The sequence below is a fragment of the Laceyella tengchongensis genome (assembly GCF_900182735.1).
Classification (GTDB): domain Bacteria; phylum Bacillota; class Bacilli; order Thermoactinomycetales; family Thermoactinomycetaceae; genus Laceyella; species Laceyella tengchongensis.
In genome coordinates this window covers 106,676-118,811 of sequence record NZ_FXTU01000008.1, presented here as the reverse complement: position 1 = coordinate 118,811, position 12,136 = coordinate 106,676, and the positions used below count along the sequence as shown (strand labels likewise).

11 protein-coding genes and 1 pseudogene are annotated in these 12,136 nt (G+C 51.3%); 2 read left to right on the top strand and 10 right to left on the bottom strand.

Translation table 11 applies throughout. The features are described 5' to 3' along the window. Window positions 1–100: pseudogene (locus tag QQZ12_RS17020) on the top strand (transposase); the annotation flags it as partial. 160 nt (window positions 101–260) lie between these two features. Here QQZ12_RS17020 and QQZ12_RS14660 read toward each other — a convergent pair. The 6 genes from QQZ12_RS14660 to QQZ12_RS14635 all read right to left on the bottom strand — a co-directional run bounded on the left by QQZ12_RS14660 (window position 261) and on the right by QQZ12_RS14635 (window position 5,260). Then, window positions 261–1,103 (bottom strand): LPXTG cell wall anchor domain-containing protein, encoded by an 843-nt coding sequence (locus tag QQZ12_RS14660; protein ID WP_223247988.1) that lies wholly within the window; start codon window positions 1,101–1,103, stop codon window positions 261–263. Window positions 1,104–1,508: 405 nt separating this feature from the next. Then, the gene (locus QQZ12_RS14655; RefSeq protein ID WP_102993473.1) at window positions 1,509–2,351 is read right to left on the bottom strand and encodes a GNAT family N-acetyltransferase; all 843 of its coding nucleotides are present in this window, start codon (window positions 2,349–2,351) and stop codon (window positions 1,509–1,511) included. 68 nt (window positions 2,352–2,419) lie between these two features. Further along, window positions 2,420–3,280 carry an HNH endonuclease gene (locus QQZ12_RS14650; protein ID WP_189318906.1) on the bottom strand — a complete coding sequence of 287 codons (861 nt, stop codon included), beginning with the start codon at window positions 3,278–3,280 and terminating at the stop codon, window positions 2,420–2,422. A 117-nt stretch (window positions 3,281–3,397) separates the two neighbouring features. Beyond that, window positions 3,398–3,712 carry a DMT family transporter gene (locus QQZ12_RS14645; RefSeq protein ID WP_102993475.1) on the bottom strand — a complete coding sequence of 105 codons (315 nt, stop codon included), beginning with the start codon at window positions 3,710–3,712 and terminating at the stop codon, window positions 3,398–3,400. A gap of 5 nt (window positions 3,713–3,717) precedes the next feature. After that, window positions 3,718–4,086 (bottom strand): DMT family transporter, encoded by a 369-nt coding sequence (locus QQZ12_RS14640; protein ID WP_102993476.1) that lies wholly within the window; start codon window positions 4,084–4,086, stop codon window positions 3,718–3,720. A gap of 211 nt (window positions 4,087–4,297) precedes the next feature. Further along, window positions 4,298–5,260: a class I SAM-dependent methyltransferase gene (locus tag QQZ12_RS14635; protein WP_102993477.1), complete on the bottom strand. Its 963-nt coding sequence runs from the start codon at window positions 5,258–5,260 to the stop codon at window positions 4,298–4,300. A gap of 303 nt (window positions 5,261–5,563) precedes the next feature. On the opposite strand from QQZ12_RS14635, the gene QQZ12_RS14630 reads away from it, so the two are divergent. After that, entirely contained in the window at window positions 5,564–6,130 is a 567-nt protein-coding gene (locus QQZ12_RS14630) for an NAD(P)H-dependent oxidoreductase (protein ID WP_102993478.1), read from the top strand. Window positions 6,131–6,269: 139 nt separating this feature from the next. Here QQZ12_RS14630 and hutI read toward each other — a convergent pair whose 3' ends face one another. The 4 genes from hutI to hutH all read right to left on the bottom strand — a co-directional run bounded on the left by hutI (window position 6,270) and on the right by hutH (window position 11,907). Next, entirely contained in the window at window positions 6,270–7,556 is a 1,287-nt protein-coding gene (hutI, locus tag QQZ12_RS14625) for an imidazolonepropionase (protein WP_284724589.1), read from the bottom strand. 56 nt (window positions 7,557–7,612) lie between these two features. Further along, on the bottom strand, window positions 7,613–9,277 hold the full coding sequence (hutU, locus tag QQZ12_RS14620) for a urocanate hydratase (protein WP_284724588.1): 1,665 nt from the start codon (window positions 9,275–9,277) through the stop codon (window positions 7,613–7,615). 90 nt (window positions 9,278–9,367) lie between these two features. Further along, a complete protein-coding gene (locus QQZ12_RS14615) occupies window positions 9,368–10,342 on the bottom strand; it encodes an agmatinase family protein (protein ID WP_284724587.1) in 975 nt (324 codons plus the stop codon). A gap of 38 nt (window positions 10,343–10,380) precedes the next feature. Continuing rightward, window positions 10,381–11,907, bottom strand: a complete 1,527-nt coding sequence (hutH, locus tag QQZ12_RS14610; protein WP_431606316.1) for a histidine ammonia-lyase — start codon at window positions 11,905–11,907, stop codon at window positions 10,381–10,383. Window positions 11,908–12,136 lie beyond the last annotated feature (229 nt).

Sequence of the window (12,136 nt, the reverse complement as noted above, 5' to 3'; positions counted from 1 at the left end):
TCGATACGCACGCTACAGGGGGCTTGCAAAAATTCAAGAGCAATGCCTCCTAACTGCTGTGGCTCAAAACATAAAAAAGTTGGCTATGCTGCTTTCGAGAGCAGGTAAGGGAGGTGGTTTTAAGTTTATATGGGTTGATATTCATCCATTAATTGTTTATATCCCTTTTATATACAAAAACCCTGCGATCAACAAAGTTGATTCGCAGGGTTTGTCAACATTCTCAGGATGGGAAATCTCTCCCATCCTTTTGTCATTTATTATTCAGCCGCGCGACGGTTGCGAATCATCAGCGCTGCGCCACCCGCCAACAGAGCGAGACCAGCTACTGCACCCACTGGGTAAGAAGTAGCGGTTTTCGGCAATTTTCCGCCTTTGATTTGCTTCACGCCCTCTTTACCTTGTTTCGGGTTTGGCTTGGTGTTTGGTTTGTCAGGATTTGGTTTAACCGTGCTGTCACCTTTGCCTCCATCTTCTTCAACAAGCAAGGACTCGTAACCCAAGCCGAATTGGCAAGCTTTCCCGTCGATGGTTCCTTCAAAAGCAACAAAGATCGCATTTTCGCCAGCATTCAGCTTTGTGATGTCCAAAACATATTCAAAGTTTACACTGTTGCCTTTCACTTCAGCTTCAATCTGTGGAGCTTCGGCGTCTTCCGAACCAGCTGCAATGTACCAGGTGCCTTTAGCAGTTTTGCCATTCAGCTTTGCAATAATCTTCACTTTGTTGTTGCCCAAGTCTTTGATATCAACAATCGTAATGTCATGGAAGTCATCCTCATCTGGCTCAGCTTTGCACTCATCAGCCGGTTGCTTTGGCTCTTCCGGCTTTTGTGGTTGCTCCGGATTCGTTGCTGGCGGTGAGGTAGTGTCATTGTTGTTGTCTTTGCCTTCGTTACCTGTAGCTGGCTTGGTTTCTTCACCCGCTGGTTTTTCACCGGTTTGTTTATCATCAGCCGTGGCCGGTTTTTGTTCCGTTTCTGGAGCGGAAGTGGTCACGTCCGTAGCCGGTTTGGTTTCTGCATTCTCTTCTGCAAATGCGGCCAGTGGCATGCTGGCCAGTGCCAACGCAATAGCTGCTGATGCAATAGAAATCTTTTTCATATCCATTACTCTCCTTTAACTATTAAAAAATACAATATGTTTATGTTGTTGTATAAATTAATTCGTTACTTAATCGCGCATTTATGGTTCATTTTCTAAAAGAAAACTTTGGCTAATTTGTGTCAGAAAAGAATGAAACCATACAAGATTTCATGAACAATTAAAAGAGAAGGTAACTAAATCCTCGTCTACATTTAAAATACCTTAGGCTCAATTCCTGATAAGTCTTCCGTATATCCTTGATCCAGATAATGAGTGCAAGGTGAACAGTAGTAAACCCTGTTCTTTGCCCGAAAAAGACGAATATTTCTATTAACAATGAACACAAATCCACCCTTAATAAAAAAGAAATGCCAACTCTAAAAAGCCGGCCTTCCAATCTCGTAACGCTGAAGAAACAATTAGTTATAATCTACAATGCATCAGATGCCGCTCTCTTTTCCACACAAACCCCATCTCTTGTAACAACGGCAACATCCGCTCATCATGCACCGGAAAATCGTCCAACACCGCGCGGCCTGATCCCATGTCCCAGATCGTTTGCAATGCATCGCAAAGTTCCGCTTCCGTCATCGCGCACCTCGGATTGGATACAAACTGGTGCAAGGTCACTATGCCATCCTCCTTGATACTGAACAACGCATACCCCCGATCCACTCCTTGTCCGTCGGCAATAAGAAACGCTTGCGCCTGATTGAGATTGCACCAGTGCGCCAACCAAGGGGCATCAGGATCATAATATGACTTTCCAGACACCGCTTGCGGCAAAGCCAACTGGTAAACAAGCGGTGTCCTTCTCGAGAGCGGACGCACGGCCTCACATTCCAACGTCACCAGCCGCTTCACTGGTCGAAAGCCAAAGGATTCGTACAGCCGAAGGGCCGGGGTGTTCTCCACCAACACCTCCAGCGTGGCCACATCCACCCTCGCTTCCTGATACACTTCCATCGCCGCCGCCATCAACCGCTTCCCGACCCCTTGCCCCCGGTACTCTGGCACGATCGCCGTTCCCCCGTTCCAGGACAAGCGCCGTCCGGAAATATCTTTCACTCCCGACTGAATGAACCCCACCGGCTTGCCGTCCACCAGCGCCACCAACGACCGGCTTGGGTCCAGTCCCCAATTCGCCAATTGCCGGGCAAATGCATCGACATCCACTTCATAGTTAACGGAATAACCGGAAAACGCCCGGTTCCATAAAACCGTCAGTTCGTTTAAGGTGAAATGTTCATATGTGCGTATTTCCAAGGCGGGTGGCTCCTTTTTGTTCCATCCTTACTTATTAAACATTCTGCAAATAAAGTTTAACGACATCCCTATTTTGTCGCGCGTTGGGATTGCACTATTTTTTTCAGCTCTTCAACAGTTAACCACTCACGCTTGCGATGAATCATACTATGGCAGTTTGAGCACAACAATGCAATATCTTCTACACGCACTTCGGCCCCCTCTGCCTCCAACTCTGACAAAGGCACTTTGTGGTGCGCCTCAATATAGTCGGCACCATGCTTGCCATACACCTCTTCAAAAACAAAACCGCACACTTCACAGGAGACCGGTTGTCCCTTCATCTTGACGCGCCTGATTGCTTCTTTTTTTAGTTTGCTAGACGCCCGTTCCCTCTGCATATGGATTCGCAGCACTTTTTTCCCTTCATTCACGCGAATGTCTGCCTCATCAATGTCATAGTAGGGTGTTTCCTCCCAGATTTGTTCAATATGTTGCTTCTTACTCTGTTCTTCATATGCATCCTTGTTCGCTAGAATAAAATAACTATCCCACTCTTTATCTACAACTTGTTCGCAAAAAAACTGGCCTTGATATTGATAAGCATCTCCCTGTCTTTCCCTCACAAAGACATAAACCGGGTAGCTTTCTCGCTTCGCATTCATCACTGCCTGGTTCGATTTCCAATGCGGGAAATATTTTTTGCGCCCGAGCTGCTTATCTTCCCTTCCCTCCATATAATACTTCAATCTAGTATGTGAGGAATCCAACCATTTATTAGGATATTCCCCACCGCTACCTATAGTACAAAGAATGATTACACCTGTAACATCATTTGAACCGATCGGGTGAATACCTTTGATCCGGTTTTGTCCCGAGAGATGAGAAACATCACTTGCTTTCACTTTAAAGCCCGGTTTAAGTTCAGCTAGCATATGAATGGTTAACATAGGTGTCAACTCCAACGGTGAATTCATTTACTTTCTGCTCATCTTTTTATAACTCTATATTCGAAACAAACACCTAATTTAAAGCCATTGACCTACTCAAGTGTTTCTACCCCTACCCTAATGCACCAACTTCAACCCCATCACCGAAAACACAATTCCCAGGATGCAGGCCAGCCGAACCCAGCTCTTTGACTCTTTGAAAAACAACATCCCCACCACGGTGGAGCCCAGTGTGCCGATGCCGGTCCAGACGGCGTAGGCGACGGAGAGAGGGATTTCTTTCATCGCCGTAGATAAGAGGCTGAAGCTGGCGATGAACCCACCGATGAGGATGACGTTGTTGAGGAAATTATCTTTTTCAGACACGCGTTTGAGACCGATGACACCGACGACTTCGAACAGTCCGGCAATAATGAGGTAAACCCAAGCCATGTCCCTCACTCCTTTCCTTTGGTATCGCTGGTTAGTTTGAGACCGATGATGCTAGCGATCAGCACCATGGTCAGCACGATTTGCAACCCGCTCATGGGCTGGCGCAAGTACAGGGCATCAACGATAATAAGTCCGACCGTACCAATCCCCGTAAAGGCGGCGTAAGTGGTTCCGATGGGAAGCGCTTTGAGGGCGCGGACCAGTAGCTCGAAACTGATGATCATCAAGACGATCAATATCCCGCTGATGCCTCCTGTTTTAAGCCCTGTGGCCCACGCGATTTCCAACAATCCTCCTAAAAGGACATACAACCAAGCCCGCTGTATGCTAATCGGCTTTTCGTTTTTCTTTTTGGCGGTATCTTCCGCACTCATCTCCTTCGTCTCCTTCCGTGATGTCACATGAAATCTTTCTTTAGTTCCAATCCATTCATACCCAAACCACCCGATCTTGCAAACATGGTTCGGTCAAAATATAAAAAAGCCTGTCCTCAATGGTATGTGAGAACCGACTTTTTCCGTTCTTATGGCAAATTTAACCCAACCTTCATTTACCGGTTAGGGGCTAGTAAGAGCATGACCGTTCCTACCGATTGCGCCGCACGGACACCGCATACCAGCGTGAACCATGCAACTCTTCTGTCTCCTCCTGTGCGAAGGGGAAAGGGTCCAGCGGACGGCGGATAACCGTGTAGTCATCACCGCTGTCGGTCAGGATATCTTCGACGAAGGGCAGACCCGGGGCGTAGATGAAGCTGCCTCCCACTTGGAGAGAACGCAGGATTTCCATGTATTTCTGCGCATAGCTGGCATAATCCCCGTCTTTCCTGATGTGATGATGCCAAAAGTGGTTGGAGAAGGCCATGTTAGAGATAATCGTACCCCATTTGTCTGGCACAAAGTGAAAATCAAGCCAGTTGGCGGCGTAAATAAACGGGTTCTCCTCCTGATCTAAGCGCTCCAATCCATAGGCGTCAATGCCTCGCTCCCTGAGGGCGCTAACCAGCAGCGCCTGGGCTCCACAACCGATGTCAAGCACCGGTTCCCGGAGGTTAGCTGGCTCAATCTGCAATAATTCTAATTGGAATGAAGCATCGTATTCAGCACAGGGAACCCGCCGCACCAGCACCTGGTCCCCCTCCAGCTGAAAGGCGTGAAGGCCGTTGGACTCCAACAACCATTGGCTCACCTTGAGCGCTTGCTGGTTGAACACTTGCGTCAACCGGGCAGAGCTGACCTTTCCCTGCTGGCAAAGATCGGCCAATTCCAGCAGAAATGAACGCATCATCCGTTCCAGCCGGCGGATATCGCGTTGGCGGAAGTTGAGATATTGATTGGTGGCGAGCAAGGACGCCATCGTGAAGCGGGCGAAGTCGGCGGCCTGCCGGCTCAGCTGTTCTCCGTCGGCACAGATCGCCGCCAATTCCACTTTATATCGCTCCTGTTCGGCGATGAAAGCGGGGACAAGTGTCGGCGGTGGAACCAAGAGGAGGCCTTTGTCACCATGCTTTGTAAACAAACCGTGCTGTTGCCATAACGATCTTAACATGAGCTAACGTCCCTTTCTCCTTGAACGCATACGCCTGCGCGGCAGTATGACACGGCTTCGAGCCAGTTGGCACAATTATACAGCCATAGCGCTTCCGATTCAATTTCCACCAGCGCCAGCACCCGGAAAGTGGACTCTTTTCTCCACCTTTTTCGCGAGTCGCGAGGAAGGATTGCCTAGGCGGATGATTCCCCTAAAAATATGATTAATATTAACATTTTATATCAAAAAACCATTGCGTTTTGTGATTATATAAGTATAGAAAGTATATTCCAACTCCAAAGAGATACACAGGGGGAAACCATGAAGATTTTAGTGTTAATCGCCCATCCCGACCTTCGTCACTCAAGAGTGAATCGCTATTGGGAACAGTACTTGCGGCAGCACCCGGATATCACTGTGCACAACTTATACGCCGCTTATCCTGACGGTATCATCGACCATGCCCGGGAAAGAGAAATGCTGTTTAATCATGATCGAATCGTATTCCAATTCCCTTTGTATTGGTTTAGTGCACCCGCCTTGATGAAAAAATGGCAAGATGAAGTGTTGGCCTCACTATGGTCGGAAACAGAAGGCAAACAATTGTCCGGCAAAGACCTCATTTTGGCCATCTCCACTGGCGCACCCCAATCATCTTATGGGCCGGATGGTTTCAATCATTTCACATTGGAAGAATTGATGCGTCCATATCAAGCGATGGCTAACATGAATGGGCTGAATTTCCTGCCGATGTTCAGTTTCTATCATGCACTCCAAGCAACCGATACAGAAATCTTTCTCAGTGCGCAAGAATATGTGAAGCATATCACCAATCCTCATCTGAAACCGCTTCATCCCCGATCCACCGTCACCGCCTCAGCCGATTGACGGTCATCCCTCCCATTAGCCATTCGCGGAAGAATGCTGATGCTTCCCGCCTCTGCGGGAGTGATCAAAAAACGGGAAGGACCGGTAAACGCGTCCTTCCCGTAAGACTTATTGGCAAATTAAATGGCTCCCACCACCATCAGTCGCCCGTCAACTGGCCACCAGTGACAACCACCTTTCCGTTTTTGACTACCGTGTCTACATGGTTTACCCCAAAATGATAAGGCAGATAAGCCAAATTGTGGGCGTCATAAATCACCAAGTCGGCTTGCTTGCCCACTTCCAAGCTACCAATCGTATCCGCCCGGCCAATAGCATGGGCCGCGTTGATGGTCATCGCCGTCAACACTTCTTGTGGAGTCATTCCCAAGTTGAGGCAACCAAGCGTCATCACCAACTGCAAAGATTCGGTGGGGGAACTTCCCGGATTATAGTCGGTGGACAAGGCTACTGGCACACCCATGTCGATCATCGCCCGCGCCCGGGCATGGGAAGTCAAGCGCAGATTAAACGAGGTGGCGGGTAGACAGACGGCGATCACTCCCGCCTCGCGCATCGCTTCCAAGCCTTCGTCCGTGGCCGCCAACAGATGTTCCGCCGAGATGCAACCCAACTCGCCAGCCAATTGTGCCCCGCCCATCGGCTCGATTTCATCTGCGTGGATCTTGAGGCCAAACCCGTTCGCTTTGGCAGCCGACAAAATACGGCGGGACTCCTCCACCGAAAAAACGCCATGCTCGCAAAACACATCGCAGAATTCTGCCAAGCCTTGCCGCTTCACTTCGGGTAACATTTCGTGAATGACGAGATCCACATACTCCGTCGAGCGTCCCTTATATTCCTCTGGCACAGCGTGCGCTCCCATAAACGTAGACACCACATCCACCGGGTGGTTCTCATCCAGCCGTTTGGCTACCCGCAATTGCTTGAGTTCATCCACCAACCGCAATCCATAGCCGCTTTTGGCTTCAACCGTCGTCGCTCCATAAAGAAGCATCTGGTCTAAACTTTTTTTAGCTTTTTCATACAACGCTTCTTCTGAAGCAGTGCGGGTGGCCCGAACCGTGCTCAAAATCCCGCCGCCCTGAGCTAAAATCTCGAGATAAGGTACCCCTTTTAACTTGAGTGACAATTCATGTTCCCGTGACCCACCATGTACCAAGTGAGTGTGGGGGTCGATTAGTCCTGGTGTGACCAACCGGCCTTGAGCATCCAGCTCTTGTTTCACCGCTATGCCCGCAATTTGCGCACGAACCTCTTCTTCTTGGCCCACGGCAAAAATTTTCCCGTCCCGAATGGCAACCGCCCCGTGTTCAACAACGCCCACTTCAGCCATATCACGTCCGGTGCGCGGCTCATCCTTCCCCCGCATGGTCACCAAAACGCCAATGTGATGCACCAGCAAATCGATTGCTTTGTTTTCCATCGGACCACTCCTTTTCCAAATGGCCGCGGACCCGAATCCAGGCCCGCTGTGTTCGGTTAAATCCCCAGCATGGGTACGCGGATTCCCCGCTCTTTGGCCGTTTTCACCGCCAATTCATATCCGGCATCCGCATGGCGGATCACACCCATGCCCGGATCGGTATTCAGCACGCGTGACAGACGTTCTTCCGCTTCTTTGCAACCATCAGCCACAACAACCATGCCCGCATGCAAAGAGTAACCCATGCCCACACCACCACCATGATGCACCGATACCCAGCTAGCGCCGGAAGCAGTGTTGACAAGCGCATTTAGGATCGCCCAGTCAGCCACGACATCGCTACCGTCTTTCATTCCTTCCGTCTCACGGTTGGGCGAGGCGACGGAACCGCAATCCAGATGGTCGCGGCCAATTACAATCGGTGCGGAAATCTCCCCTGTGCGCACCATTTCGTTGATAGCCAAACCCATCTTGACGCGTTCACCGTAGCCCAGCCAGCAGATTCGCGCCGGCAATCCCTGGAATGCCACTTTTTCTCTGGCCAACTTAATCCAGCGACACAGGTGTTCATTTTCCGGGAACAGCTTCAATACCAACTCATCTGTTTTATGAATGTCTTTCGGGTCACCGGAGAGCGCCGCCCAGCGGAATGGTCCTTTCCCTTCACAGAAGAGAGGACGGATGTAGGCGGGCACGAAGCCGGGGAAATTGAAAGCGTCTTTCACCCCTTCATCAAAGGCCACTTGGCGGATGTTATTGCCGTAATCGAAGACGACTGCCCCCATTTTTTGCAAGTCGAGCATGGCCTGGACATGAACGGCCATCGATTGTTTAGACAACTTCACATAGGTAGCCGGGTCGTCACGACGCAATTCCGCCGCGGCGTCAAGTGAGTAACCAGCCGGCACATAGCCATTTAGCGGATCATGAGCCGAGGTTTGATCGGTCACAAAGTCAGGCACCACTCCCCGTTGGACAAATGCAGGGAACACCTCCGCCGCATTCCCGACCAAGCCGATGGACAACGGCTTGCCTTCCTCCTTGGCCGCTTGCGCCAGCGTCAACGCTTCATCCAGATCGTGAACCATCACATCGCAATAGCGAGTGTCAATACGGCGTTGAATGCGGGCCGGGTCCACCTCCACCCCGATCACCACCCCACCATTCATGGTGACAGCCAATGGTTGTGCACCGCCCATACCACCGAGCCCAGCGGTCAGAGTCAAGGTGCCCTTCAGCGTCCCGCCGGCATGCTGGCGCGCAGCTTCGGCAAATGTCTCATAGGTGCCTTGCAAAATGCCTTGCGTTCCGATGTAAATCCAGCTTCCAGCTGTCATTTGGCCGTACATCATCAGCCCTTTTTTATCTAGCTCATGAAACGTCTCCCAATTGGCGTAAGCGGGGACGAGCACAGAGTTGGAAAGAAGAACGCGCGGCGCCAAAGGATGCGTTTTGAAAATGCCTACTGGTTTCCCCGATTGGATCAGCAACGTTTCATCTGCCTCCAAGTCGGTCAAGCATTCCACGATTTTATCAAAGCACTCCCAGTTCCGGGCCGCCTTGCCGATTCCGCCATAAACAACGAGGTCTTCGGGGCGTTCCGCTACTTCGGGGTCTAAGTTGTTCATCAACATTCGCAACACCGCTTCTTGTTGCCATCCTTTGGTATTCAGCTGCGTGCCGCGGGGAGCGCGGACGATTCTTTTTGTTTTTTTACTCATTTATCATCTCTCCCATCGTTGGTTTTGAGTTGGATTGAACACATACCCGGTTGCTCGGAGACAGGCGCGTCATTCCCTTTTGCCATCCATTTACCTGCCTAGCCGTTTCGCATATCCTGAGAGGAAGGTCAATATCGTGTGCAATGTCATGCGCACAGTGGCCCGACGCGCATCATGTACCGGATCGACGCAGACGATGTCAAACCCTTGCACTTTTGGATGTACACCCAACAGGTACACAGCCTCTAATAACTGCCACGAAGTCATGCCCGCCGCCACCATTGCGGGCACTCCTGGTGCATACGCCTGATCCAACACATCCATGTCCACCGTGACATAAATAGCCTCGGTGCCATTGCCAGCCACCGCTAATGCCTGCTCCACCAGCGGGGCGATGCCTTCTTTGGCCACTTGGGAGGCCGTGAATTGGGTAATTCCTTTGGACAAGGCATACTCCCGGTAAGGCTTAGAGTTGGCGAAGCTGTGTAGCCCGATTTGGGCGATGTGGGTTCCTTCGACTGTTCCCGACTCAATCAGCCCGCGGATCGGGGTTCCGTTGGACGGGCCTCCGTCTTCCAGATTCCTTACATCCATATGGGAATCCAGTTGCACGATGCCCACTTTGCCCGAATATCGGGTCCTAAAGGCTTTGACCGACGGGCAGGTGATAGAATGGTCTCCGCCCGCGATAATGGGAAACATCCGCGGCATCGCCTGATAAATCTCGGCCAAACCTTGCTCAATGTTGTTGTGGCACCGCAGAAGATCAGTCACATGCATCTGGATGTCTCCCAGATCATGTGCCCGTAGCACCTGCAAATCCACATCATGGTCGATGTCATAGGTTGTCATGGCGGGGAATAATTCCCGGAGCACATTGGGTGTCATGGAAGCTCCCGACACACTGATCGACGTTTTGGACAGGGGCACCCCGATAAATCCCACTTCTACATCCGCTTGCCCGTCCCACGGCGTTAACCAGTGGGCCACTTTGGTTTCGTGCCGGTCACGCCAGTTGGTGCGTCGGACAAGCTCTGGCGGACTCAACAACGCGAATCGTTTCATCAGCATCACCTCTTTCATTGATTGAACCCAAACCCTTTTTAAAACAGCGGGCCGGACACCGCTTCCACGGCTTGCAACCATTCGCCTTCTAAGAGAGCTGCCGTCACGCTTTCAATCTCTTGGCTGGTGGAACGGTCTGCCGCAACCGGTGGAACGATGGCGCGCAACCGGTCATACAAAGCCCGAGTGGCCGGGGCCAATCCTTCGATACCCACAAAGTCGGCGGCTTCCGCGGCGCAGATCAGCTCAATGGCCAACACTTTGGCCACATTATCTACCACCTGAGCCGCATGCCGGGCGGCAGTGGTTCCCATCGACACATGATCTTCTTGGTTGGCCGATGAAGGAATGGAGTCCACACTAGCCGGATGGGCAAGAACTTTGTTTTCCGACACAAGCGAAGCGCTTACATATTGCAAAATCATCAGTCCAGACTGGGTTCCCGGCTGATGGCTCAAAAATGCGGGTAGCCCGCCGGACAAGGAAGGGTTGACCAACCGCTCCGTGCGGCGCTCGGAAATATTGGCCAATTCGCTTAACCCGATTTTCAAGAAGTCCATTGCCAAAGCAATTGGCTGGCCATGAAAATTGCCGCCTGATATCACTTTGCCTTCTTCCACAAACAACAGGGGGTTGTCGGTTGCAGCGTTGATTTCAATCGCGATTTTCTCCTTCACATAAGCCAACGCTTGCCGTGTCGCCCCGTGCACCTGCGGCAAACAGCGTAGCGAATACGCATCTTGTACCCGCAATTCCCCTTGCCGGGTGACTAGCTTGCTCCCCCGCAGCAGAGTCCGCAAATTTCTCGCCACACCGCTCTGCTCCGGATAAGGGCGCACCCGATGCACTTCATCCGCAAACGCATCGGGGATTCCCCTCAGGCATTCCACCGTCAGCGCGGCAATGGCATCAGCCACTTTGGCCAACCTTTCCGCTTTGGCCAAAGCTAGCGCACCGATCGAGGTCATCGCCTGGGTGCCGTTGATCAAGGCCAATCCTTCCTTGGCCTTCAGGGTGATCGGTTTCAAGCCCGCCTTGGCCAGCGCTTCGGCGCCTGGCAAGCGTTCGCCCTCATAAAACGCCTCCCCTTCTCCCATCAATACCAAAGCTAAGTGCGACAAAGGCGCCAAGTCACCACTCGCCCCCAGCGACCCTTGCTCAGGAATCACCGGATGGACTCCCCGATTAAGGCAATCGACCAACAATTGCAACGTTTCTAAACAAATGCCAGAGTGCCCTTTGGCCAACGCGTTTGCCCGCAACATCATCAGCGCCCTGACCGTTGGTTCTGGCAGAGGCTTTCCCACCGCGCAGGCATGGCTACGAATCAAATTGACTTGCAATGCCACCGCATCATCCGCAGAAATGCGCACATCGCTAAACTTGCCAAAACCAGTGGTCACCCCGTATACCACCTTGCCGGCACTGACCCATTCTTCTACCATCCGCCGGCAAGCGACTACCCGCTTGATTGCCTCATCACCCAAAACGACAGGAACCCGGTTGATTGCTACCGCGGCCACATCCTCCGCTGTAATCTGGTTCCCATCCAGCTCTATTCCCATCAATTGCCCAACAGGTTTTGTTTGCTCAGCATACATCGCTGCCCCACCCTTTCCTCTTTCTTCGCTTTACCAAACTAAAAGGGACTGCGCAGAAGTTACTCACTTCCACACAGTCCCTTTTTCAAGAGGGGTATATGCGATTGTATTGTTGGCGTTTTGCTAACCTTCATCGCAACCACTCGCTTTATTGGTTTCAGATAATTTTATTACGTTATATTATTCTCACATA